Origin of the sequence: Shimia fortis (genome assembly GCF_040225985.1) — a bacterium.
Classification (GTDB): Bacteria; Pseudomonadota; Alphaproteobacteria; order Rhodobacterales; family Rhodobacteraceae; genus Shimia.
This window is the reverse complement of the sequence record NZ_JBBPEU010000005.1, coordinates 165903-190309: the sequence shown is the minus strand read 5'-3', so window position 1 is coordinate 190309 and position 24407 is coordinate 165903. Positions and strand designations below refer to the sequence as shown.

The 24407-nt window shown below is 57.9% G+C and carries 27 protein-coding genes; 13 read left to right on the top strand and 14 right to left on the bottom strand.

The window, feature by feature from the left end:
* Window positions 1–53: 53 nt before the first annotated feature.
* The 4 genes from WNE31_RS10205 to folK form a co-directional block, all read right to left on the bottom strand.
* Window positions 54–719, bottom strand: coding sequence for a DUF2062 domain-containing protein (locus WNE31_RS10205; protein WP_349979650.1), 666 nt, complete (start codon window positions 717–719; stop codon window positions 54–56).
* Window positions 720–741: 22 nt separating this feature from the next.
* Window positions 742–2868 carry a RelA/SpoT family protein gene (locus WNE31_RS10200; RefSeq protein ID WP_349979649.1) on the bottom strand — a complete coding sequence of 709 codons (2127 nt, stop codon included), beginning with the start codon at window positions 2866–2868 and terminating at the stop codon, window positions 742–744.
* A 19-nt stretch (window positions 2869–2887) separates the two neighbouring features.
* Window positions 2888–3241 (bottom strand): DNA-directed RNA polymerase subunit omega, encoded by a 354-nt coding sequence (gene rpoZ / locus WNE31_RS10195; RefSeq protein WP_349979648.1) that lies wholly within the window; start codon window positions 3239–3241, stop codon window positions 2888–2890.
* 76 nt (window positions 3242–3317) lie between these two features.
* Entirely contained in the window at window positions 3318–3878 is a 561-nt protein-coding gene (gene folK, locus WNE31_RS10190) for a 2-amino-4-hydroxy-6-hydroxymethyldihydropteridine diphosphokinase (protein WP_349979647.1), read from the bottom strand.
* A 148-nt stretch (window positions 3879–4026) separates the two neighbouring features.
* Here folK and WNE31_RS10185 point away from each other — a divergent pair, with 148 nt between their 5' ends.
* Entirely contained in the window at window positions 4027–4599 is a 573-nt protein-coding gene (locus WNE31_RS10185) for a LabA-like NYN domain-containing protein (RefSeq protein WP_349979646.1), read from the top strand.
* 35 nt (window positions 4600–4634) lie between these two features.
* Here the strand turns inward: WNE31_RS10185 and WNE31_RS10180 are convergent, their stop codons facing one another.
* Window positions 4635–5081, bottom strand: coding sequence for a c-type cytochrome (locus WNE31_RS10180; protein ID WP_349979645.1), 447 nt, complete (start codon window positions 5079–5081; stop codon window positions 4635–4637).
* Between the two features lie 138 nt (window positions 5082–5219).
* Here WNE31_RS10180 and ispH point away from each other — a divergent pair, with 138 nt between their 5' ends.
* Genes ispH through rnhA form a run of 5 tightly spaced genes read left to right on the top strand, consistent with a single transcriptional unit; the run spans window position 5220 to window position 8291 of the window.
* Window positions 5220–6173 carry a 4-hydroxy-3-methylbut-2-enyl diphosphate reductase gene (ispH, locus tag WNE31_RS10175; protein ID WP_349979644.1) on the top strand — a complete coding sequence of 318 codons (954 nt, stop codon included), beginning with the start codon at window positions 5220–5222 and terminating at the stop codon, window positions 6171–6173.
* Window positions 6170–6622, top strand: coding sequence for a DUF3429 domain-containing protein (locus WNE31_RS10170; protein WP_349979643.1), 453 nt, complete (start codon window positions 6170–6172; stop codon window positions 6620–6622). The genes ispH and WNE31_RS10170 overlap by 4 nt, the downstream gene beginning before the upstream one ends.
* Window positions 6623–6644: 22 nt before the next feature.
* A complete protein-coding gene (locus tag WNE31_RS10165) occupies window positions 6645–7259 on the top strand; it encodes a LysE family translocator (protein WP_349979642.1) in 615 nt (204 codons plus the stop codon).
* Window positions 7256–7846 (top strand): class I SAM-dependent methyltransferase, encoded by a 591-nt coding sequence (locus WNE31_RS10160; RefSeq protein WP_349979641.1) that lies wholly within the window; start codon window positions 7256–7258, stop codon window positions 7844–7846. Before WNE31_RS10165 ends, WNE31_RS10160 begins: the two co-directional genes overlap by 4 nt.
* Window positions 7839–8291 carry a ribonuclease HI gene (gene rnhA, locus WNE31_RS10155; RefSeq protein WP_349979639.1) on the top strand — a complete coding sequence of 151 codons (453 nt, stop codon included), beginning with the start codon at window positions 7839–7841 and terminating at the stop codon, window positions 8289–8291. The genes WNE31_RS10160 and rnhA overlap by 8 nt, the downstream gene beginning before the upstream one ends.
* A 5-nt stretch (window positions 8292–8296) precedes the next feature.
* On the opposite strand, the gene WNE31_RS10150 is transcribed toward rnhA, so the two are convergent.
* The 5 genes from WNE31_RS10150 to def (WNE31_RS10130) form a co-directional block, all read right to left on the bottom strand.
* Window positions 8297–9322 carry a glycosyltransferase family 2 protein gene (locus tag WNE31_RS10150; protein ID WP_349979638.1) on the bottom strand — a complete coding sequence of 342 codons (1026 nt, stop codon included), beginning with the start codon at window positions 9320–9322 and terminating at the stop codon, window positions 8297–8299.
* 114 nt (window positions 9323–9436) lie between these two features.
* Window positions 9437–9673: a hypothetical protein gene (locus WNE31_RS10145; protein WP_349979636.1), complete on the bottom strand. Its 237-nt coding sequence runs from the start codon at window positions 9671–9673 to the stop codon at window positions 9437–9439.
* 12 nt (window positions 9674–9685) lie between these two features.
* Window positions 9686–10591, bottom strand: coding sequence for a methionyl-tRNA formyltransferase (fmt, locus tag WNE31_RS10140; protein ID WP_349979635.1), 906 nt, complete (start codon window positions 10589–10591; stop codon window positions 9686–9688).
* Window positions 10588–11082: a peptide deformylase gene (def, locus tag WNE31_RS10135; protein ID WP_349979634.1), complete on the bottom strand. Its 495-nt coding sequence runs from the start codon at window positions 11080–11082 to the stop codon at window positions 10588–10590. Before def (WNE31_RS10135) ends, fmt begins: the two co-directional genes overlap by 4 nt.
* Window positions 11083–11102: 20 nt before the next feature.
* On the bottom strand, window positions 11103–11615 hold the full coding sequence (gene def / locus WNE31_RS10130) for a peptide deformylase (RefSeq protein ID WP_349979633.1): 513 nt from the start codon (window positions 11613–11615) through the stop codon (window positions 11103–11105).
* Window positions 11616–11715: 100 nt separating this feature from the next.
* Here def (WNE31_RS10130) and WNE31_RS10125 point away from each other — a divergent pair, with 100 nt between their 5' ends.
* Window positions 11716–12888 (top strand): MalY/PatB family protein, encoded by a 1173-nt coding sequence (locus WNE31_RS10125; RefSeq protein WP_349979632.1) that lies wholly within the window; start codon window positions 11716–11718, stop codon window positions 12886–12888.
* 142 nt (window positions 12889–13030) lie between these two features.
* Here WNE31_RS10125 and WNE31_RS10120 read toward each other — a convergent pair whose 3' ends face one another.
* On the bottom strand, window positions 13031–13384 hold the full coding sequence (locus WNE31_RS10120) for a hypothetical protein (protein WP_349979631.1): 354 nt from the start codon (window positions 13382–13384) through the stop codon (window positions 13031–13033).
* 176 nt (window positions 13385–13560) lie between these two features.
* Here WNE31_RS10120 and WNE31_RS10115 point away from each other — a divergent pair, with 176 nt between their 5' ends.
* Window positions 13561–14532, top strand: a complete 972-nt coding sequence (locus WNE31_RS10115; RefSeq protein WP_349979630.1) for a glutathione S-transferase family protein — start codon at window positions 13561–13563, stop codon at window positions 14530–14532.
* 27 nt (window positions 14533–14559) lie between these two features.
* Here WNE31_RS10115 and WNE31_RS10110 read toward each other — a convergent pair whose 3' ends face one another.
* Entirely contained in the window at window positions 14560–14922 is a 363-nt protein-coding gene (locus tag WNE31_RS10110) for a hypothetical protein (RefSeq protein WP_349979629.1), read from the bottom strand.
* Between the two features lie 174 nt (window positions 14923–15096).
* On the opposite strand from WNE31_RS10110, the gene WNE31_RS10105 reads away from it, so the two are divergent.
* The 4 genes from WNE31_RS10105 to WNE31_RS10090 are packed head-to-tail and all read left to right on the top strand — an operon-like array spanning window position 15097 to window position 19734.
* A complete protein-coding gene (locus WNE31_RS10105) occupies window positions 15097–16047 on the top strand; it encodes a threonine-phosphate decarboxylase (protein ID WP_349979628.1) in 951 nt (316 codons plus the stop codon).
* Window positions 16044–16952, top strand: a complete 909-nt coding sequence (gene cbiB, locus WNE31_RS10100) for an adenosylcobinamide-phosphate synthase CbiB (RefSeq protein WP_349979627.1) — start codon at window positions 16044–16046, stop codon at window positions 16950–16952. The genes WNE31_RS10105 and cbiB overlap by 4 nt, the downstream gene beginning before the upstream one ends.
* A gap of 59 nt (window positions 16953–17011) precedes the next feature.
* Window positions 17012–18181 (top strand): lytic murein transglycosylase, encoded by a 1170-nt coding sequence (locus tag WNE31_RS10095; RefSeq protein WP_349979626.1) that lies wholly within the window; start codon window positions 17012–17014, stop codon window positions 18179–18181.
* 38 nt (window positions 18182–18219) lie between these two features.
* Window positions 18220–19734, top strand: coding sequence for a calcium-binding protein (locus WNE31_RS10090; RefSeq protein ID WP_349979625.1), 1515 nt, complete (start codon window positions 18220–18222; stop codon window positions 19732–19734).
* A gap of 12 nt (window positions 19735–19746) precedes the next feature.
* On the opposite strand, the gene WNE31_RS10085 is transcribed toward WNE31_RS10090, so the two are convergent.
* A complete protein-coding gene (locus tag WNE31_RS10085; RefSeq protein ID WP_349979624.1) occupies window positions 19747–20094 on the bottom strand; it encodes a hypothetical protein in 348 nt (115 codons plus the stop codon).
* Window positions 20095–20184: 90 nt separating this feature from the next.
* A complete protein-coding gene (smc, locus tag WNE31_RS10080) occupies window positions 20185–23640 on the bottom strand; it encodes a chromosome segregation protein SMC (RefSeq protein ID WP_349979623.1) in 3456 nt (1151 codons plus the stop codon).
* Between the two features lie 302 nt (window positions 23641–23942).
* Between smc and WNE31_RS10075 the strand changes: the two genes are divergently transcribed.
* Window positions 23943–24401, top strand: a complete 459-nt coding sequence (locus WNE31_RS10075; RefSeq protein WP_349979622.1) for a GNAT family N-acetyltransferase — start codon at window positions 23943–23945, stop codon at window positions 24399–24401.
* Window positions 24402–24407 lie beyond the last annotated feature (6 nt).

The following is a 24407-nucleotide window of genomic DNA, read 5'->3' as shown; positions in this document are numbered from 1 at the left end:
GAAAGTCCTTGCCGCGAACCTAGTGCGCCTCGCGTGTGGAGAAAACCGGAATCTTAGTTCTTTGGCGGCATGGCCTTGTGTTTGGCGCTGGCTTGCTGTGCCTTGGCCTGCGCGGCGGCGACTTTCCTGCGGAACTTAGCGGCCCGCCGTTTCTGGTAGGCACGGATCACGGGCACGCTCAGGTAATAGGCAATTGTGCCCGTGATGATACCGGGAATGATGCCGCCGACCATATAGGGAAAAAACACTTCATCAAAAAAGATCGACAGCCCCGTCCAGTCCATCTCGTGATCGGTGAACATGGCGACAAAGTTGTGCCAGAGATCAGCGCCGGCATTGGCAAACTTGCTGGCCAAGGACTGTTTTTCGCCTTCCTGGAATTCTGTCCCCAACAGGAAGTGGCCCGTTTTCAACGAAACAACCCCGATGGGCAGATAGGTCAGTGGGTTGCCGAAAAAGGTTGCCAGCAAGGCCGCCAGAAGATTGCCGTTTATGACCCTTGCGATCAGGGCCGCAACCACGAAATGCAACCCGTAAAAAGGGGTGAAGGTCGTGAACACACCAGCCCAAATACCCCGCGCGATGAATTCGGGCGTGCCGGGCAGGCGCCGCAGCCGGTGTTTGACATAGTGGAAAGCCCGCGTCCAACCGCCCTTTGGATAGACTCCATCCGAGATGACCTTCAAAACGCTTCGTCTGTCCCGGCGTTTGAATACCACAGGGCGGTTCCTCGATGGGGCGCTAGGCCGGCTTGCGTGCTTTGGCAGGATCCCGGTGTCTTGCAATCTCGGCCACGTCACTTTCCGCTTCGAGCGCCAGCATCAACGAATGCAGATGTTCAGCGTCCCGCAGCTCTACGTGGATGTGCAACCGGAAGAAATCGGGCTTCCTATCCATGAACTCAAGATCCGAGATATTGGCCTTGTGCTCGCCAATCAATGTGCAAATACGTCCCAGTACCCCAGCGTCATTTCCGATCGTCATTTCCAAAGTGACGTCATAAATCGCCTGATGCTGGCCGGAATGCCAATGCAGATCAAGCCAACGCTCGGGTTGTTCTTCGTAATTGCTGAGTGATTCACAGTCGATGGCGTGTACCACCACGCCTTCGCCGCGATAGGTGATGCCGACGATACGCTCACCGGGCAAAGGCTGACAGCATTGAGCACGATGGAAACTCTGCCCGTCCGAAAGACCAATCACAGCCCGATCCGAAGCGACGGCTTCGCGTTCGTCCTTGACCAGTTCGGGATACACGGCCTTGACCACTGCATCCGCCACGATCTCTGCGCTGCCAAGACGCGCCAGAAGTTCGTCGCGATCATCAATGCGCAGTTGTTTGGCTGCCGTATCCAGAATGCGATCAGTGACGGTCTTGCCGACATGCTCGAACGCAGCACGGGCAAGTTCACGACCAAGTTTCATGAACCTTTCGCGATCGACCTCGCGCAGGGCACGCCGAATGGCGGTTTTCGCTTTGCCCGTCGTGGCGATATCCAACCACGTCGCCTGCGGGATTTGCCCTGCCGCGGTGATGATCTCGACCGACTGGCCGTTCTTGATCCGGGTCCAGAGCGGCACGCGCATATGGTCGATCTTGGCCCCAACGCAGGCGTTGCCGATCCGCGTGTGAATGGCATAGGCAAAATCCAGCGGAGTCGCCCCGCGCGGAAGCTTGACCACCTCGCCCTTGGGCGTGAAGCAGAACACCTTGTCGGCGTACATCTCGAGTTTGACAGCCTCGAGAAACGAATCGTGGTCTTCGTCGTCAAACTGTTCGGTCAGCGAACTGACCCAGCTGACCGGATCGACGGCAAACGGGTTTTCACCGCGCACCCCGTCTTTGTAGGACCAATGCGCCGCCACGCCGGACTCCGCCACATCATGCATCTGCTGGGTGCGGATTTGCACCTCGACCCTGCGCCCGTTGCGACCAGACACCGTGGTGTGAATCGATCGATAGCCGTTTGACTTCGGCTGGCTGATATAGTCCTTGAAACGACCAGGAACTGCGCGCCAGCGTTGGTGGATCGCGCCGAGCACGGCATAGCAATCGGTCTCGCTCTCGGTGATGATGCGGAACCCATAAATGTCGGACAAGCGACTAAAGCCCTGATCCTTGGCCTGCATCTTGCGCCAGATTGAATAGGGTTTCTTGGCGCGGCCCACGACCTTGGCCTTGATGCCCGCCTTGGTTAGTTCCGTGCGCATATCCTTGGTGATCCGCTCAATCACGTCGCCCGTTTCCTTCTGCAACGTGATGAAGCGGCGCATGATGCTGGCGCGACCTTCGGGATTCAAAACCTTGAAGGCAAGATCCTCAAGTTCTTCGCGCATCCATTGCATACCCATACGCCCGGCCAGCGGAGCATAGATATCCATAGTCTCGCGCGCCTTGATCACCTGTTTTTCAGGCCGCATCGCCTTGATGGTGCGCATATTGTGCAAACGGTCGGCCAACTTGACCAGGATGACTCTGAGGTCCTTGGACATGGCCATGAACAGTTTGCGGAAGTTTTCAGCCTGCTTGGTTTCTGTAGACGACAGTTGCAGGTTGGTCAGCTTGGTCACGCCATCGACCAGCATCGCCACCTCGTCTCCGAATCGCTTTGACACCTCGGAGTACGATGCTTTGGTGTCTTCAATTGTGTCGTGAAGAAGCGCCGTGACGACGGTGGCATCGTCCAGTTGCTGCTCCGCGAGGATATAGGCGACTTCGATGGGGTGGGTGAAATAGGGCTCGCCCGAGTGACGATACTGCCCTTCATGCATCGCAAGGCCGAAATCATAGGCCTCACGAATGAGTTTTTCATTTGTTTTCGGGTTGTAGGCGCGAACGTGATCGACGAGTTCGTCAGCAGAGATCATCAACGCGAGCCCACCCAGCTTAGCCTTGACCCTGGGCTTCCATAAGCTGGCGAAGCAACATTTCCTCGGACATATCGTCTTCGGCAGGGGCGTCGTTTTCTGCGCCCATCAACAGAGCCATACGATCTTCTTCTGGCTCGTCGACTTCGATCTGGGTCTGGTTGCTTTCGATCAGACGCTCGCGCAGTTCGTCGGCAGTCTGGGTTTCGTCGGCAATTTCGCGCAGGCTGACAACAGGGTTCTTGTCGTTGTCGCGGTCAACCGTGATCGGTGCGCCGGCAGAGATCTCACGTGCGCGGTGCGCGGCGAGCATCACCAGCTCAAAGCGGTTCGGTACTTTGTCGACGCAATCTTCAACGGTCACGCGGGCCATGGACTACTCCAATTTGTCTGCAGCGATTCAGAAACCGTGTATCTATGAGGATTTCCCGGTGAATACAAGCACTGAATCACAGGGGAATGACGGCTTTTCTGTCGCTTTCGGGCAAGGCTGCCAACATCTCGGAAACCGAGCGCCCGGTCGCCGGATGTACCCAGTCGGGCGCAATGTCATTGAGCGGGACCAACACAAAGGCCCGATCCTGCAATCGCGGATGCGGCAAAATCAACTGGTCCGGGGTGGCGCGCACCTGTTCCTGTGGCGGCAGCGACGTCCACTTTCGGTGCGTTTCCGGATCAGGCAACACCAAGTCCTGCCCCCCGATCAAGTCAATGTCGAGGGTTCTCATGCCCCAGCGCTGATCCCGTTCCCGCCCAAACTCGGCTTCGACTTCATGCAGAACCGCCAGCATATCATGCGCATCCAGCGGTGTTTCGACCATCGCCGCCGCATTGATATAGTCCGGCCCGGCGCCCGGAGGGAAGCAAGGTGTTTCATAAAAACGACTCACTTTGCACAGCTTAAGATTGAACTGACGTAACGACGCGCAGGCGCTCTTTAGCGTCACTTCTGGACCGCCAATCGCGGACGGCAGATTCCCCCCAAGGGCCAACAACCAGATATTATTCACTTTTTAAGCCCTTTCGTTCACGGTGGCGGCAATTTGGCGCAGATTTGCTTGCAGGTGTGGAGTTTTTCACTAACTTTAGGGATGCGGTGTGCCCACCATTTTACACTCACGGGACTTTATCGGGCGCATCAAATCAGAGAGGAATAAAATGTTTTACAAGGACGAACGGCTTGCGCTGTTCATCGACGGTTCGAATCTATACGCAGCGGCCAAGTCGCTCGGGTTTGATATCGATTACAAACTGTTGCGCCAAGAGTTTATGCGCCGTGGCAAACTGCTGCGCGCGTTTTACTACACCGCACTGCTCGAGAATGACGAATATTCTCCGATCAGACCGCTGGTGGACTGGCTTCACTACAACGGCTTTACCATGGTGACCAAGCCGGCCAAAGAGTACACGGACTCTCAAGGCCGCCGTAAGGTCAAGGGGAACATGGATATCGAACTCGCGGTCAACGCCATGGAGCTTGCGCCGCACGTGGATCACATCGTGCTGTTTTCGGGAGATGGGGACTTCCGGCCGCTCGTTGAGAGTCTGCAGCGTCAGGGCGTGCGTGTCTCTGTCGTGTCCACCATCCGCAGCCAACCGCCGATGATTTCCGATGAATTACGCCGTCAGGCCGACAACTTCATTGAACTTGACGGATTGCGCGATGTGATCGGCCGTCCGCCGCGTGACCCGGCCCCGACGGACCGCGAAGTCGAATACAGCGCTAAGTGAGGAAAAACCGGGGTCATTCGCCCCGGTTTTTTTGTTTATCCGTTCCGGTCGTTATGCAGGTCTTTGATTCTGTTTGGCCATGTGCTTTTGATATAGGCGAGCACCTCGACAATCTCGGCATCCGTCAACACGCCTTCGAACCCGGGCATCCGGCTTTCATAGCCGTTCCCGACCAAAGCCGCCGTTCCGTATTTCGTAATCAGAAACAGTTGCATGTCGGGGTGGTGCCAGGTGTGCCCGGTTTGATCATGCGGGGGCGCCTTCATTAAACCGTCCTCGTCGGGTGTACGCCAATCAGGCTCTCCTTCGAGGTTTTCTCCGTGGCAGCTAGCGCAGTTTTCCTGATAGGTCACCTGCCCCCGCGCCACGGCGCTAGGGTCTGAATATGGAAAAAAGCCCCCTCCTTCCTCGGCCATTGCTAAGGTGCCGCAACAGGCGACGAGCGCCATCGCGGCAGTTATCGTTTTCAATCGTGCAGTCATGGGTTCCCTTTCGCTTTGCAGCATGGGCCTAAAACCTTCCAGCCACGGAAACGCCAATCACATTTTCGCGCGCGCCTCGGGGTGGACGCGCCGCGCCCAAGGCCTTACCTCTGGATCAAGTACGAAAAGGGATCGCACATGCCAAATCCGCCCCTGACCATCCATCTTGCCGCACCGCGTGGATTCTGCGCGGGGGTCGACCGCGCCATCAAGATCGTTGAAATGGCTCTCGAAAAATGGGGGGCACCGGTCTATGTCCGCCACGAGATCGTGCATAACAAGTTCGTGGTTGACGGGCTGCGCGAGAAAGGCGCCGTCTTCGTGGAAGAGCTTGACGATTGCCCCGATGACAGACCAGTGATTTTCTCGGCACATGGGGTGGCAAAATCAGTGCCCGCCGAAGCGCAGCGCCGGGAGATGGTCTATGTCGACGCCACCTGCCCACTTGTGTCCAAGGTGCATATCGAGGCTGAACGCCATTTCGAACATGGCTTGCAAATTATCATGATCGGCCATGCGGGACACCCCGAAACCATTGGCACGATGGGCCAATTGCCCGACGGAGAAGTCCTGCTGGTCGAGACAGAAGAAGACGTGGCCACAATTAAGGTACGCGACCCGGAAAAGCTCGCCTTTGTGACACAGACAACCCTCTCGGTGGATGACACGATCGGGATTGTCGCGGCCCTCCAGGCACGGTTTCCACAAATCGTGGGACCGCACAAGGAAGACATCTGTTATGCGACCACAAACCGGCAAGAGGCCGTGAAGGCCATTGCCCCAAAAGTGGACGCCATCCTTGTCGTCGGCGCGCCCAACTCTTCGAACTCGCGACGCCTTGTCGAGGTCGGCGCCAAAAACGGCTGTGCCTATTCGCAGCTTGTCCAACGCGCAGAAGAAATTGACTGGCGCGCTCTGGAAGGCATCCGACACCTTGGGATTACTGCCGGCGCCTCGGCGCCCGAGGTCCTGGTCAACGAGGTCATTGATGCTTGCCGCAAAAAGTATGACGTGACGGTCGAGATCGTCGAAACCGCCGTCGAGCGGGTCAACTTCAAGGTACCGCGCGTGTTGCGGGACATGCACGCATGACCTCGATTCCCCGCGCGCCGCTTCTTCTGGGCCTTGCTGGCCTGATCCCGTTTATCTGGGGGGCGTTTACGGTTCTGGCCCCCGGTTTGCAGGATTGGGGCGCAGCCACCTTGGGGCCCCGGTTCGTCGGCCCTTATGTTCAACTGTTCTATGGGTCGGTGATCCTATCCTTCATGTCTGGCGTCTTGTGGGGCTTTGCGACACGCATTGAAGGATCGCGCGCGGCAATCGGATATGCACTTTCGACCTTGCCTGCCCTCTGGGCGTTTTTCATGACTGGTGGCGGACCTGTGGGCGCCGCAACAAACCTCATGTTCGGTTTTGCCGGCCTACTGTTGCTGGACTATACCTTTTCTCAATGGCGCCTGACGCCATCATGGTGGATGCGCCTGCGCCTTTTGCTGACCTGCGTGGTCGAGATTTGTCTCGCCGTGACAGTATTTTTCTAACCTGTTCATCAAAGGATTTTTCATGATTTCCACACAGTTTCTTTTGACCGCCCTTGTCGTGGTCATCGCGCCGGGCACCGGTGTCATTTACACGCTTGCCATGGGGTTGGGCCAAGGCCGACAGGCGGCGATCTGGGCTGCGGTCGGAGGCACGTTCGGCATCGTCCCGCATCTGGCGGCTGCAACACTGGGGCTGGCTGCGGTGCTGCATACTTCTGCACTTTTGTTTAACGTCGTAAAATTCGCAGGTGTCGCCTATCTTCTTTACCTCGCGTGGCAGGCTCTGCGCTCTGGTGGTGCGCTGTCTGTGACCGCGGACCACAGGAAACAGAATGGGATTGCCATTGCCCGACGCGGAGCGTTGATCAACATCCTGAACCCAAAACTCTCGGTGTTTTTCCTGGCACTGTTGCCGCCCTTCCTATCGGGCAACCCTGCCACGGCTTCGCTGGAAATGGCGCTGCTCGGTGCGGTGTTCATGTTACTCACATTTTTGGTGTTCGTGCTCTACGGGGTGTTCGCCGCAAAGGCGCGGGATCTACTTTTGGGAAGTGCCGCCGTCATGCGCTGGCTAAACCGTGGCTTTGCCGCGATCTTCGTAGCCCTCGCCGGGCGACTCGCGCTGGAGCGGGCATGACCGATCGCGAAACCATAGAAGTCTACAACGCCCACGCCGCAGATTACGCGGCCATGACCCAAAGCGAAGCGCGGGACAAACAATTGGTCGCCTTCATCGCCCGTGTCCCGCCCAAAGGCGCCGTTCTTGATCTGGGATGTGGTCCGGGACACAGCGCCGAGGAAATGGCCCGTCATGGGTTAACCGCCCATGCGATGGACCCCTCGCCCGAGATGGTCCGGCGGGCGACATCACGACCCGGCGTTATCGCCCGACAAGGCAGCTTTGACGACCTGACCGAAGAAAATCTGTATGACGGCATTTGGGCTAACTTCAGCTTGCTACACGCCCCGCGTGCAGACATGCCGCGCCATCTGGCCGCCATCTTCCGCGCGCTCAGGGACAACGGTACTTTTCACATCGGTTTGAAGTGCGGCACAGGATGCGCCCGCGACCGTCTAGGCCGTTTCTACACCTATTATCAAGAAGACGAACTGCTGGGCTTGCTGCAAGGTGCGGGTTTCACAATCCTTAAAATCAATCGGGGGCGTGGAAAGGGGCTTGAAGGCAGTGTGAGTGATTGGATAACAGTGGCGTCCCATGCCTGATCTATTTGCTTATACCGACGGTGCGTGCTCTGGAAATCCCGGTCCCGGTGGCTGGGGGGTTTTGATGCGCGCCATGAACGGGGACGACATCCTCAAGGAACGCGAGCTTTCAGGTGGCGCGGCAGAGACAACCAATAACAAGATGGAGTTGATGGCGGCCATCATGGCGTTGGAAACCCTGGCAAAGCCCAGCAAGATCACCGTCGTCACAGACAGCGCCTATGTCAAAAATGGCGTCACCGGCTGGATTTTTGGCTGGAAGCGGAACGGCTGGAAAACCGCAAGCAAGAAGCCCGTCAAGAATGTCGAGCTATGGCAACGGCTTGACGCGGCCCAAGCCCGCCATGATGTGACATGGGAATGGGTCAAGGGCCACGCTGGACACCCGGAAAACGAACGCGCGGACGAACTGGCCCGCGCGGGCATGGCCCCCTTCAAACCCTAGCCTGTTCAGGCCACTTTGGTGTTGGCTTGTTCCTGTCCTGTATCCTCGGTCAGGGTCGCAAGGAATTTCTGGATTTCCGGATCCCGCCTTGCCGCGCGGGCAGACCTGCGCGCCCAGACCACGGATTTTTCAAACCCGCGCCGCAATAACGGATCGTCTGCGAACATGCGCTCGCGATAGGCGTCGGCTGCAAAGAAATTCTCGGCGAGTGAAGTATCTTCCTCGTGGTTCTTGTTGAATTTCTGCCAATAGCCCAGCTCGATCGTACCGTTCTGGTGATTGGCACGACCGCGCGCTTTCTTGTTGAGGAAGGCATCGACCGAACGCAGCGCATAATGGTTCAACTGCGCAGCCTCGTACCCGTAATGGTCACGTACGAACAAGGCGCCGGGCATGTCGTCTTGCAAGATCGGCGTACCGTCGGGCAGAACCCAGTTGATCGGGGGATGATCTTCGGCAAGGAACGGGCGGTGGACCCCCATGCGCGCAAATTTTGTACGGTCATTGCGATGCAACGTCTTAAAGAAACGGTGTTCGCCCGGTGCGCCGACTGCAGGCTGCGCCCGTGTGAACAGTTTTGGCACTGGATCACGCGCGATGCCCTGAATTCCGGCATTTCCGAAGATCCGCCACGGAAAGGAAATCGCGTCAGCCGTGGCGTTGGCCTCGATCAGCGCCTGAAATGTGCCGTCACCGGTTTTGATCTGGAGATACTCGTCCACATCCACCACCAGCAACCAGTCGGCATCGCGCACGGCCGGTTCATATTCGGCCCACATCAGGGCGCTTTTGTGAGGGCCGCGCCGCATGACGCGGTTAAAGCGGTGGTGCACTTCGCCCATCGCGGTCAGCCGCCGCAGGATGTGGTCCGTCTGGTCGTTCACATCATTGGTAAAAACGACAATGTCGGTTGCCCCCAGCGTCTTGTAATGCGCAACCCAGTCAGGGATATAAGCACCTTCGTCTTTCATCGTGGTAACAACGGTAACCTTGGGTGCGTCGGACGCACCCCTCAAGCCAGAATAAGCCACTTTCTCTCTTTGCCTCATATGGTGCGGCTCATTCAGCGCGGCCGCTTGTTATGAGAATAGCCTATCGTGTTTTAGACAAATCGTAAACAGTTTTAGGGCTTTGGCCCCAAACACCTAACGCCGGAAATGGGTTGGTACGATTAAAAGGGCCCCGATGGACGAGATGATGGCATCCAGCCCGGCACTGCCGAAACTGATCCCGAACATGCGCCCCACTAAGAAAAACAGGAAGGCCCCACCGACACAGATGATGATTGAGGGGATAATTCCGTTATGGGTGAACTTACTGCGTTCAGACGCATACCCGATGATGCCCGCAATGATGACAGTTCCGAAGAAGGTGAAAAACATGGAAGTCTCCGGTCAGAGTTGCGTGCCCTCGGGGATCGGGAAACCGCGTTGAAAAACCTCGGCATCCTGTGCGCCCTTGCCCGCCCGTTGCAAGCGCAGCAGTTTTACCGCCCCCTTCCCACAGGCCACGGTCAGTGAATCATCCAGCACAGCGCCCGCAGGGCCATGCCCTTCGGCCAGCTTTGAAGCCAGCAGTTTGACCCGTTGTCCGTTCATATCACACCAGGCCCCGGGAAACGGCGAAAGGCCACGGATCAAACGGTCCACCTCTTGCGAAGGGACGGACCAATCGACCTTGCTCTCGGATTTGTCGATTTTGTGGGCATAGGTCACGCCCCGTTCGGGCTGTGGGGTTGGCGTCAGATCAACCAGTTTCGACAAGGCCTCGACAATCGCCGCCGCGCCAAGTTCAGACAAGCGGTCATGCAACTGTGCAGTTGTCTCTTCGGGGCCAATCGCGATCTCGCGGCGCAAAAGAACAGGCCCCGTGTCGAGTCCGGCCTCCATCTGCATGATGCACACGCCGGTTTCCTGATCGCCTGCCATGATGGCGCGATGAATAGGCGCCGCCCCGCGCCAGCGCGGCAGAAGGCTCGCGTGGATGTTGAGACAACCCTGCTTTGGCGCATCAAGAACCGCCTGCGGCAAGATCAAACCATAGGCCACGACCACACCCACATCGGCCTCCAGCTGACGGATCGCGTCCTGCTCTTGCTGCGATTTGAGCGAAACCGGATGCCGAACCTCAAGCCCCAGTTCGAGGGCTCGCGCATGAACCGGCGTCGGGCGTTCTTTCTTGCCGCGCCCTGCCGGACGTGGCGGCTGACAATAGACGGCAACGATGTCGTGACCCGCGTCAACCAGCGCATCCAGCACCGGCACGGAAAATTCAGGGGTGCCCATGAATACGATTTTCATCGTTGCTTTCTCGCCTTCTTGATCAGCATGTCGCGCTTGGTTTTGCTGAGATGGTCAAAATACATCTTGCCGTTCAGATGGTCGATCTGGTGCTGGACGCTTGTGGCCCACAACCCGACAAAGTCTTTCTCCACGGTTGAGCCGTGTTCATCCATATAGCGCACGGTCACCGCACGCGGACGTTTGATGGTCGCCCAGACCCCCGGCAAGTTCGGGCTGGCCTCGTCATGTTCGCGTAGCTGCACCGAAGCGTGCAGGATTTCGGGGTTTGCCATGCGCACGACCTGTCCACGCTCTTCACTGGCATCCACGACGGCAAGCCGCTTTAACACCCCGATCTGGTTTGCCCCCATGCCCACCCCTGGCATGGCCTCCATCGTATCGATCAGGTCGTTCCAGATCTGATGGATCTCGTCGGTGATTTCGGACACAGGTTCAGCCGATGCGCGCAAGCGCTTATCAGGCCAGGGAATGCACTTACGAACGGTCATAGGGGCCCTTTCCCATCGCGTCAAACGCGGGCGCGTTCTCGTTTCAGTTTCTGCGATTTGCGCGTCATCATCTGCCGCTTCATAGGCCCGAGGTAGTCAATGAAAAGCTTGCCGTTCAGATGATCGATCTCATGCTGCACGCAGGTCGCCCAGAGCCCGTCGAAATCCTTTTCGCGGGGATTGCCCTGTTCGTCGATCCAGCCGACCCGCACCTCGGCAGGGCGTGTGACATCCGCGAATTGTTCGGGGATCGACAGGCAGCCCTCTTCATAGGTGTTTAGATCATCCGACGAAGACAGTATCTCGGGGTTGAACATGACTGTGGGCTCGGGGTCGCCATCTTTGACACAATCCATCACGATCAACCGCTCCAGAACGCCGATCTGAGGCGCGGCAAGACCGATCCCCGGGGCATCGTACATGGTGGCCAGCATATCCTTGGCCAAATCGCGCAGACCGTCCGACAGATCGTCGACAGGGGCGCATACCTTTTTCAGGCGGGGGTCGGGGTGAATGAGGATTGGCTTGATCATGGGTTTCATCTAGGCCAAGGCGCCCATGGTTGCAACGGCTCTTGCGCCCGCCGTTCAATCCGCTAGCGTCGGGCAAACCTATGGCGAGAGGATACCCGATATGAGCTTTGACGAGGTCATCAACAGATATGGCACCCATTCCGTGAAGTGGGACATGATGGAAAAACTCTATGGAGTTCCTGCCAAGGATGGCCTTGCGATGTGGGTGGCGGATATGGATTTCCGCCCACCGCAATGCATCACCAATGCACTGGCCCGCATGATCGACCACGGCATCTATGGCTATTACGGCGACGAAACCGCGTATCGGGCGGCCATATGCTGGTGGATGGAAACCCGCCACGGTTGGAAGGTCGACCCGTCGCATATCTTCACAACCCATGGCCTCGTGAATGGCACGGCCATGTGCGTGGATGCCTATACCGCCCCCGGCGACGGCGTGGTCCTGTTCACGCCGGTGTATCACGCCTTCGCCCGTGTGATATCGGCGGCAGGTCGCAAGGTGGTGGAATTCGAACTCGTCAACAATGACGGGCTCTATGAAATGGATTTCGACGCCTATGATGCGATGATGACCGGCACCGAAAAGATGGTCATCCTGTGTTCGCCTCATAACCCGGGCGGCCGTGTGTGGACCCGTGAGGAACTGCAAGGTGTGGCCGATTTTGCCAAGCGCCATGACCTTGTTTTGGTGTCAGATGAAATTCACCATGATCTGGTCTATCCCGGCAATACGCATATCCCGATGACACTGGTAGACGACAGCATCACCGACCGCCTTGTGATGATGACCGCGACCACCAAGACCTTTAACATTGCTGGGTCTCATTCGGGCAATGTCATCATTCCCGACGACAAGCTGCGCGCACTCTTTGCTGCCCGAATGGCCGCTTTGGGATTGTCGCCCAACTCGTTCGGTTTGTTCATGGCAGAAGCGGCCTACTCCCCGGAAGGGGCGGCCTGGGTGGATGATCTGGTGCAGTATCTGGATGGCAACCGCAAACTTTTCGACTCCGCGGTGAACGCCATTCCGGGCCTGCGTTCCATGCCATTGGAAGCAACCTATCTCAGCTGGGTCGATTTTGCCGATACGGGCATGGCACCGGACGAATTTATCGAACGCGTCCAAAAGACCGCGCGCGTCGCGCCGAACCACGGTGTGACCTTTGGCAAGGGCGGCGAAACCTATCTGCGGTTCAACATCGCCACCCCGCGCAGCCTTGTACAACAGGCCTGTGAGCGCCTGAGCGAAGCGTTTTCGGATTTGCAATAAGCCCTAAGCCAAGAAAGGCGAGCGAGTCCTACCACCTGCCACGCCCGATTTCCCGATTTTTGCCGTCGCGCTCACCCAGCGGTGTGGAAAGCGATTCGGTCTCTAAGCTGTTTTGCGATCAGGGAATTTCTGTATTCGGCGATCACGCATCACGCGTGATCAGGGCAACCGGCGCGTTCTCACCGCGGAAAAAATCAACCGGAGCATTGTCCGCAGCTGCAGTCGCACGCTTGAATTCGTAATGCATCAGGTCGCCCTCGGCTTCGGATGCCACGATCAGGCATTGTGAGAGATGTCGCCCCCCATCATAAAGGTCGACCAGCCCGCGCAAATGCGGCGCATCTTCGATGTCCAGCGAAAAACCGTCACCCCGAAACTTGAGAACGCGGAAGGACTGACCGTCCGCCTCGACCCGCAGGCGGCTGCTCTTTTTGAGGCTCTTCTTACGGGCCTCATCCAGCCCCGCCTGAACATCTTTGGGCAGAAAAGTTGTCATCGGTCGTCTCCCTTGTTGGTTTTATCGTGCCCAAGGCCCCCGATTCTGGTCAAGCCACGTTTTCATGACAGCCGCGTCATTGTGCATTTGCGCGCAAGTGATTTGCGCCCTGTTGCGTTTTGTCCTCACACCGACCGCACTAGGTTGCCCATTGAGTTTTACAAAAGGAGCAAGGCATGGGTTTGCTGGTCGAAGGTCAGTGGAAAGATCAATGGTACGATACGGGATCGAATGGTGGAAAATTCGTGCGCTCCGAGTCTCAGTTCCGCAACTGGATTACAGTGGATGGCGCGGCGGGCCCTTCCGGGAAATCTGGTTTCAAGGCCGAAACCGGGCGCTATCACCTGTATGTCTCTTACGCCTGCCCGTGGGCACACCGCACGCTGATCTTTCGGCAACTCAAGGGCCTTGCTGACCACGTTTCTGTGTCGGCGGTGCATCCGGACATGCTGTCTGAGGGTTGGACTTTCCAGACGGATGCGTATGGTGCAAACGGCGACGATCTGTTTCAGAGCGAGTATGCCCACCAAATCTATACCCGCGCCGACCCCAGCTATTCTGGTCGCGTGACCGTTCCTATCCTATGGGACAAACACCAAGGCACAATCGTCTCCAATGAAAGCGCCGAGATCATCCGCATGTTCAATTCGGCCTTTGACGGGATTACGAAAAACGAAAACGATTACTGGCCCGAAGACCTTCGAGAACCGATCTCCGACATCAACGACCGCATCTATGATACTCTGAACAACGGAGTCTATAAATGCGGGTTTGCAACCTCTCAGGCAGCATATGACGCGGCCGTGGAGCCCTTGTTTGACACACTGGACTGGCTTGAAGACCTGTTGGGCACGCACCGGTTTTTGCTTGGCGAGCGTTTGACCGAGGCGGACTGGCGCTTGTTCACCACGCTGATCCGGTTCGACCCGGTCTATCACCTGCATTTCAAATGCAACCGCAAACGGATCGTGGACTATCCCAACATCTGGGCCTATCTGCGGGCGTTGTACCAAATGCCGGGCATTGCCGAGACTGTCAATTTTGACCACATCGTGCGGCACTATCATTACAGCCACGACAGCATTAATCCGCATCGCATCATCCCGATCAATCCGGTTCTGGATTATTGGGAGCCGCATGACCGGTGAACAAAGGTGACGGCGCGCGCCCTTCCCTCAGGGTGCATCCGCATAGTGTTCGACCATCGCCGCCAAATCCTGCGGCGGCGTGTTCGATTGAACGAAGGCACATGCGTTTGCGCTATAGCTGAAGATGGATCCGTCCGAAAAAAAAGAGGTGTTGGTTACGAAAATAACCCGCGCCTTCGGGCGGCGATAGCTTGCAAAATCGGCAATCGCCAGCGCCGCACCTTCCGCCAACACAAGATCCAGCACGATGATCTCGAACTCGTTCATGCGTAGCGCGTGTATTGCGCTGCGTTGATCCAGGGCCAGGATCACACTGGCCCCCAGTCTTTCCATATGTCGTTGCCAGATACGACCCAGGTCCGGGTCGCTCTCTACAATCAAAACACGCATGACCACCCCTCTCGGTCTCCGCACTCGTTACAATTTTACACACAATTCACGCTTATTGTTTGTAAGGTCCTAAGAATTGGTTAATTCGCAGTTAATGATTTGAGGTGCGCCAAGCTGGCTTGTCAAACCGGCGGATTTCCGCTTCTTATCGCGCGCAACCAAACGGAGATCCCGATGACCCCGGCCGGAAAAATGACACCCCGAGATCACGGTGGCGGGCTGGATGCGGCCATGGCCCGATGGGGCGGGACGCGCACGGACTGGATCGACCTGTCGACCGGCATCAATCCCGATCCCTATCCGATCCAAGACCTGCCGATGCAGGACTGGGCGGCGTTGCCGGACCAAGCTGCACAGGATGCCTTGACCGACGCGGCACGGCAATTCTGGAACGTTCCGGAAGACGCCGACATTCTGGCTGCACCGGGGGCGTCTGCCCTGATTGCCTGCATTCCCGCATTAGCACCAGTTGGCGCGGTGGATATTCCGGAACCCACCTATAACGAACATGCCGCCGCCTTTCTGGCGCAAGGATGGCACCGCGGCGAGGCACAACCAGCAGCGCGTGTTCTTGTGCATCCGAACAATCCGACGGGCGACTACTGGGACAAGAGCGACCTAACCGCACCCCTGACTATCATCGACGAGAGTTTTTGTGACGTGTCCCCTTCAAGAAGTCTTATCTGCCAAAGCAATAGGCAAGGGCGCATCGTTCTGAAAAGCTTTGGCAAGTTCTGGGGACTCGCCGGACTTCGCCTCGGGTTTGCAATCGGAGATCCGGGCCTGATCGCACGTTTGCGCGACCTCACGGGGCCTTGGGCCGTCTCGGGGCCGGCTTTGCGGATTGGCGCCACCGCACTGAAAGACATGGCGTGGGCCCAAGCGACGCGCGCGCGCCTTGAACGCGACGCTCAAAGGCTCGACGCGCTGGTTCAGGCTAAAGGTGCAAATCTCGTAGGTGGCACCCCGCTGTTTCGCCTTTATGACGTGGACAACGCGCAAGCATGGCAAGAACGCCTTGCGCAGTACCACATCTGGACACGCATCTTCCCTTATTCCGACAGCTACCTGCGCCTTGGCCTGCCCCCTGCCGCGCGATGGGCACAGCTTGAGGCGGCACTATGAGTACGGTTGAAATTCTCTGCCTTGCCCTACTGCTAGACGCAGTTTTCGGAGAGCCTGATTGGCTCTGGAAACGCGCGCCGCATCCTGCGGTTCTGATGGGGCGGCTTGTAGGGGCGGCGGATTTACGCCTGAACAAAGGTCAATTCCAGAAACTCGCCGGGATCGCTGCCATCGCCGGGCTTGTTTTGTTGATGCTGTGGCTGGGTTGGCTGCTGTCCTTGTTCGGGGGACTGCCGCAAGTGTTGATCTGTTCCGTACTTTTGGCACAACGGTCGCTGGTCGACCATGTGAAGGCGGTCGCAGATGCCCTAAGGGTTTCACTTGGGGATGGACGACGCGCGGTGGCCATGATCGTGAGTCGCGACACTGGCCTCATGGACAGGTCGGCTGTCTCGCGCTCGGCGATTGAGTCTGCCGCCGAGAACCTCTCGGATGGCGTGATCGCCCCTGCTTTCTGGTTCCTCGTCGCAGGGTTGCCGGGGATCTTGGTTTACAAGATCGTCAACACGGCAGACAGCATGATCGGCTACCGCACCCCGCGCTACAAAGACTTCGGCTGGGCGGCGGCTCGGTTGGACGATATATTAAACTGGATTCCTGCCCGATTGACCGCCCTGTTGATTGCGCTCACACACCACGGTCTGGCGGCGTGGCGCGAGATTCGGACGGACGCACAAAAGCATCTTTCACCCAATGCAGGCTGGCCCGAGGCAGCCATGGCTCGGGCCTTGAGCGTCGCGATTGCCGGGCCCCGTGCCTATCATGGTCAGATGCGCGAGTTCCCGTTTGTAAACCCGCTGGGCCGCAAAGAATTGGGTCCTGACGACATCGACGCGGCCTGCGGGGTCCTTTGGCGCGTCTGGGGTGCCTTTTTCCTGACTTGCTTTATCGTGTCGATTTTCTAATTTTCCGGAACTTATCCAAATGGTATGGATGGCCGTAAATGCATTTTTCAGAGGTTTTCATGCGATTTTCTCTTCTTCTTGCCGCGCTTGTCCTGTCGGCAGGACCCGCTTTGGCCCAAACCCCGTGCGGCGGATCTTTTTCGGGGTTTGTAACTGACCTCAAGAAAGAAGCCATATCCCAAGGTTATACCAAGAAAACGGTCGACAATTTCTTTGCCAGTGTACGCCAGGATCCCAGAACCCTGAAAGCGGACCGCGCGCAGGGTGTGTTCCAAATGCCATTTGTCGACTTTTCCCGGCGTTTGATAAGCCAAAACCGCATCGATATGGGCCGTCGCAAGGCCCAGCAATATGCCAGCACCTTTGACGCGATCGAGCGGAAATACGGCGTATCGCGCGGGGTTCTTCTGGCGTTCTGGGCGTTTGAAACCGACTATGGGGCCTTTCAGGGGGATTATAACACGCTGAACTCGCTCGTGACGCTGGCGCATGATTGCCGGCGTCCGCATCTGTTCCGCCCTCAGGTGTTCGCTGCCCTTGAACTGTATTCGCGCGGCGATTTCAGCCCGACCAAGACCACCGGGGCTTGGGCGGGTGAGATCGGAATGGTGCAAATGCTGCCCGCCGACATCATCGAAAATGGCGTCGATGCGGATGGCGACGGAAAGGTCCGCCTCAAGACCTCGGCGCAAGATGCCCTGACCTCGGGTGGCAAGATGCTGCAACACCTCGGCTGGAAAGCCGGGCAGCCGTGGCTGCAAGAGGTGGTGGTCCCGCAAAACATGGACTGGTCTCTGTCGGGTCTCGAGACGATCAAATCCACACGTGACTGGGCGCGACTTGGGATCAAACCGCGGCAAGGATCGCTTGCCAACCTGCCCGCATCGCTGATTCTGCCGCAGGGGCGCAAGGGTCCGGCCTTTTTGGCCTATCCCAATTTTCGCGTCTACTTCGAATGGAACCAGAGCTTTGTCTACGTAACAACGGCGGCCTATTTCGCAACGCGGCTGGAAGGGGCAAAGCCCTATATCGCAGGCAATCCGGACCCCGGCCTCAGCGGCAACCAAATGAAATCCCTGCAACGTAAACTGCAAAACCGTGGGCACAATGTCGGTAAAATCGACGGTATTCTCGGCAAAAATACCCGTGCCGCCGTTCAGGCCGAACAAAAGCGTCTTGGACTACCGGCGGATGCGTGGCCAACCACCGAGCTGCTAAACAAACTCTGAATTGCGCCTTCAATTCTAAGAATAACGAGTATCCCTTTATGACCACTTATACCTTTGCCGGCACTATGGTGTCTTTCGGAGACAACGACCGGATTACGGCCGTAGAACAGGCCGAAGCCACAGTCGTTTTCTTCGATGGAACGGAAAGCGCGCTGACCTACTCGATCGGGGATGCGATCCCGCAGAACCTGCCGCTGATCTATCTTGGCCTTTCTGATATCGCCTCTTTCGAAGTCACCGACCTCGGACGACTTGGCCGTTCACCGGGCGTGTTCAACGATTTCAACATCGGCTGGATACGCTGGCAGGGCAACACCAGCTATGTCTTCCGGATCACAAACTATAACGTGGACAAGATCTGGTATTTTGAACTGGGCGGCGATCCACTTCCCCAACTCACCACGATCACGCAAGCCAATTTCTTCAACCGGGTTGTAACGGCGGGGGGCGCTGCCAGTGAAAACAGCGGGTTCGGACCCGGCGAAGATATCCTTCTGTCCAGCATTCCCAACCGTAGCGCCTCAACTGAAGATGATGTCTTTGTCGCATCACACAATGGCGGCGACTATGAGACCGGCATTGGCGATGACACGATGATCTACTACGGGGATATCGTTCGATATGATGGCGGTGAAGGTCATGACACGCTGCTGTTTAGAGACATGCGCGAACTGAGCGACTATACGCTTACGCTGGAAGACGGCGGAGCCATTACGATAGCCCGCGGCCGCTGGACCGCGGTCACGATTGAGAATGTCGAGACGATCCAGTTTGAAGAACTTGATCTCTGGGGCAGCCAGATCGTGGAATACTCCTTTGATGAGTTGCGTCAGCTCGCCTCAAACCCCGCTATCGACCAGAACGGCACCGACGACGATGACCTTCTTCAAGGTGATAATAATGATGACCGCCTTGCCGGTCTGGCTGGCAACGACACGATCTATGGCGGTGACGGGCGCGACACACTGAATGGTGGCGATGGTGACGATCAGATTGCCGGTGGGGCCACATCCGATGACCTGCGCGACATCATCTATGCGGGTGCCGGAGATGACCGCGCCGACGGATCGTACGGAAATGACCTTTTGTTCGGCATGGACGGTAATGACACACTGTTGGGTGGGTTCGGGTCGGACGATCTGCGAGGCCAGAATGGAAATGACGAATTGTCGGGCGGGGCCCTTTCCGATGCCTTGTCGGGTGGCGACGGAGAAGATTTCCTGAATGGCGGGTTCGGTTACGACCGCATGAACGGCGGCACCGGGGCGGACCGGTTCTATCACCTTGGGATCCGCGATCATGGCTCGGACTGGGTGCAGGATTATTCTGACGCGGACGGTGATGTTTTGGTCTTTGGACAGTCAGGCGCTACGCAAAACGACTTCTTGGTCAGTTTTGCCAATACACCGGGTGCAGGACAAAGCGACATCGAAGAGGCCTTCATCACGCACCGACCGACTGGACATATCGTTTGGGCATTGATCGACGGCGCAGATCTCGATTCCCTTACCGTTCAGGTGACAGGCAGCGCGAGCTTCGATCTTCTCGCCTAATCCCGACCAGCGTTAGGGGCGAACGGGAAACCGTTCTCCTGCTTCGGTCAGCAAAACCAGCCTGCCTGCGTTTTCGACGATCCGGTCACAACGCGAGGCGCCCGTTACAAAGGTCACGCACACCACGCTTCCTTCGTGGATATCGTACCAGCCTTCCCACCTCCCGCCACCGCCATAGGTGTAAGTATAGGCACCTTCATTCCCGTAAACGGATTCGCCGTCATCATAGAAAACCAACGAGGATGCAGTCAGACGTGCAAGCAATTCTTCTGCCGAGAACAGACGATCTCCATCGCGCATTTTCCAGTCTTCCGCCCAGACGGGCCCGGCGAGTAGCAGTAGGACAAAGATTGATTTCATGACGCGTGCCTCCGAAATCCACCTTGACACACCTGCTGACAATACGCGTGTCACGTTCGGGTGAAGTCATTGTGCAAGATATTGGAAGCTTTAGGCTACAAGGGTTTCTGCGGCTTTCAGATCAACAGAGACAAGCTGCGACACGCCTTGCTCGGCCATTGTCACACCGAACAAGCGATCCATCCGCGCCATGGTCACGGCATGGTGGGTGATAATCAGGAAGCGCGTGTCGGTTTGGCGGCACATCTCATCAAGCAGATCACAGAACCGCGTCACGTTTGCATCATCTAGCGGAGCGTCGACCTCGTCCAGCACACAGATCGGGGCGGGGTTGGCCAGGAAGACCGCGAAGATGAGCGCCATCGCCGTCAGGGTCTGCTCTCCACCCGAAAGCAGCGAAAGGGTAGACAGTTTCTTGCCCGGCGGCTGGCACATGATTTCGAGACCGGCCTCAAGGGGATCATCGCTTTCGACCAAAACCAGATTGGCTTCGCCGCCGCCGAAAAGGTGCCGGAACAACAATGAGAAGTTGTTGTTGACTTGCTCAAACGCAGTCAACAGGCGTTCGCGCCCTTCCCGGTTCAGGCTCGCAATCCCGTTCCGCAAAGTGCGGATCGCCTCTTCAAGGTCGGTCTTTTCAGTGACTAACGTATCGTGTTCTTCCTGAACTTCCTTGGCATCCTCTTCAGCTCGCAAATTGACTGCGCCAAGGCTGTCGCGCTGACGTTTGAGACGGTTCACATCCGCCTCAATCGCGTGGCTGTCCGGCATTTCATCCGGATTGACGTCCAACGTCTCAAGCAGTTTTGCAGGGGAAACCTGTTGTTCCTCGTAAATCCGCTCGGCCGCGTAGGACACGGTTTCCTTTGCCGCATCTGCACGGGCCTCTGATCGGGCGCGGGCTTCGCGGGCTTCCCCGGCCAGACGCTCGGCCTCGCGTTCCGCGTGCTCTGACTCTCGCGCGGCGGTTTCTGCCTCGGCCAGCACGTCCGAGGCAGCCCGGCGCCGGTCTTCTGCATCCTCGATGGCATTGGTCAGCTCTTCGCGCTTGGCGGCAATCTCTTCGGGGGCTGTTCCAGCCTCGTAAAGCTCTTCCTCGGACGCAGCCTTGCGTTCGGCCAGTTCGTTGATCCGCTTTTCCGCCGTATCAAGACGGTGCCGCCAGCCACTGATTTCCTTGGTGATTTCCTGCGATCGCTTCAGGCGTGCTTCGCCTTCGCGGCGGATTTCGTCATGAGCTGAGCGGCGCGACATCATTGTGATCCGCGCGGCCTCGACCGTCATTTTTACGTCTTCGACCTCGGCGCGGGCCGCATCCAGATCACCCAGATCGGCCAGACCGCGTTCCGCTTCGAGAAGCTGCGCGCGCGCGGCCATCGCTTCTTCTTCGTGCCGGGTTACAGCCAGCCCCAGTGACTCGAGCTTACCCTCAGCCAGATTGCGATCCGCTTCGGCACGGCTCAGCGCCCGGTTCGCATCAGCCACGGCGCGGTCGGCATCGCGACGGGCCAACCGTGCGGCCTTGTCCATCTCTGACAGTTCGCGAAGGCGCATCTGGAGGGTTTCATGCGCCTGAACCGCACCATCTGCCCGAGCGGTGGCACGCGCCAGTTGCTGTTTCAACTCTTCCAGCCGGTTTAATTGCTGCAAACGCAGGGCCGCCGCGCTTGGGGCATCTTCGGCCCAGGCCCGGTATCCGTCCCAGCGCCACAAATCCCCCTCCAGCGAAACAAGGCGCTGCCCCGGCTTGAGCAAGGGTTGCAGCGCCATCGCATCTTCCGTTGCCACGAGACCGATCTGGCTCATCCGGCGTTCAAGCACCTCGGGTACAGACACATGCGCCACCAGTGACGTTACCCCGTCCGGCAACGCCTGATCCGTGTCATAGGGCGGCAAGACATGCCAACCCGACGGCCCATCCTCGTCCACTTCGGGCGCCCTCAGATCATCGGCCAAGGCCGCGCCCAAAGCCTTTTCAAACCCCTGCTGCACCTGAAGCCGGTCCAGTATTTGCCCACCCTCGGCCGTGTCACGTTCCACCAGTTTAGCCAGCGCCGTTGTTTCGGCCCGCAAGGCATTTAATTCGCCTTCGGCCTCGGACCGTTCCGCCCTGGCATCCGCTTCGCGCGCCTGTGTTTCTGCCCGTTCCTCTTCCGCACGGGCCAACGCCTCCTCCGAGGCCTGTGCAGCCTCCAACGCTTCGGCCTCGGCCGTTTGAGCCAGTTCTACATCCTCTGCCGCACGGGACAGTGCCTCCTGTGAAAGCTGTACGGCCTCACGCGCTTTCAAAGCCTCGGCCTCGCTCTTAGCTTGGGTCTTGCGGCTGTCCTCCAGCAGGCGCTGTGCAGATTGATGCCGGGCGGCCAGGCGGGCCACGTCTTCAGTCAGTTGTGACAAGTCACTTTCACGATCCTGCAGAACGCTTGCGGCTTCGCGCGCCTCTTCGGCAGCCATTTCAAAGCGGTCCTCGTGACCTTCGCCCGCCTTCGATATCTGCTCGGCTTCCCATTCCAGACGCTCGATGGTTTCGCCAGCATCCCGGTTAAGGCCTGTTTCCCGTTCGATATCCAATCCCAGTTGCGCAATCCGGTTTTTCAAAGTCTCGATGATTTGACGCGCATGCGCCTCTTGGTCGTTCAGAGCATCCCGTTGCACTTGCAATCGCTGCAAAATCGCCGCCGCAATCGCCTCTTCCTCGCGCAGGGGTGGCAAAGCTTCGTCCTGCTGGGCGCGACGCTTGGCCGCCTCACGGGCCAAAGCCTCGGCCTTGGCGGCCTGAGTCGTGCGCTCGCGCAAATCCTCGTCGGCCTTGGCACGGGCTTCGTCCGCCTCGCGCCAACGACGATAAAGAAGCATCCCCTCAGACTGGCGTAATTCCTCGCCGATGGCACGATAACGTGCGGCCTGCCGGGCCTGTCGCGCCAACTGGGCCAGTTGGCCCGCCAGTTGTTCGATCACATCATCCACACGGGCAAGATTGGTCTCCGCGCCTTTTAACTTGAGTTCTGCCTCGTGCCGACGCTGGTAGAGACCAGAAATGCCCGCCGCCTCTTCAAGGATACGACGACGCGCCTTGGGTTTGGCGTTGATCAACTCGGAAATCTGGCCCTGCCGAACCAGCGCGGGCGAGTGGGCGCCGGTCGACGCATCCGCAAACAACATCTGCACGTCCCGCGCACGCACATCCTTGCTGTTGACCTTGTAAGCGCTGCCAACATCCCGCGTGATCCGACGCACGATTTCCAAGTTGTCCTCATCGTTGAATCCTGCGGGTGCAAGGCGTTCGGAATTATCGATTTGCAGCGCAACTTCAGCGAAGTTGCGGGCCGGACGGGTGGCCGCCCCCGCAAAGATCACGTCTTCCATGCCGCCGCCGCGCATAGCGGTCGGGCGGTTTTCCCCCATCACCCAGCGCAAAGCTTCGAGAAGGTTGGATTTGCCACAGCCATTCGGCCCCACAACGCCGGTCAGCCCATCCGCGATAATCAGGTCGGTGGGGTCTACAAAGCTCTTGAAGCCGGTCAGTCGGAGTTTCGAAAAGCGCAAAGCTGGATCATGCCCTCGTGATTCTCGGTGTTCTGAAAGCCTGCCCAAGCGGTTGTGGCTGAGTCAACGACAAACCACAGCATATACCCCGAACACAGGAGTTATCCACAAGATATTGAACCTTGATTGCGGACACCCCGTTCGCACAGAGCCCGTCGGCTCGCGTGGTCATCGCCCAGATGCTACCCTAGGGGTCTTGCCTGAGAATCTTTGTCTTTTGACGCAAGTGTCCCTTGCGCCCCTACTGGACACAAGCCCCGTGGCCTGTCAAACATGCACATTCCCAGACAGGAGACAGGTAAATGTCCGCGATCAAGGTTCTTCCAGCCGATCCCCGAGACCCGCAAGCCACGGCGCTTTTGCGCCAAAGCCATGCGCTGATGCAGTCGTTGTTCGCGCCGGAAGAAAACCATTTTCTCGACATTGAAGAACTCTGCGTGCCCTCGATCAACTTTTATGTGGCACGTGAGGACGGCAAGGCGCTGGGATGTGTCGCGCTTGCCAACAAGACCGACTATGGCGAAATCAAGTCGATGTTTGTCGACCCTCGCGCCCGCGGGAAAGGGATCGCTCACCTCTTGATGCAAAAGGTTGAAGCCGACGCACGGGCGCAGGGCCTGCGCATGGTCAAACTTGAAACCGGCGATAAGCTTGTGCAGGCGCACAGCCTTTACAAGGCGCATGGCTATGTGGATTGCGGACCTTTTGGTGACTATGAGGCGAATACGTCATCCATTTTCATGACCAAGGAGTTGGCCTAGCGTTCA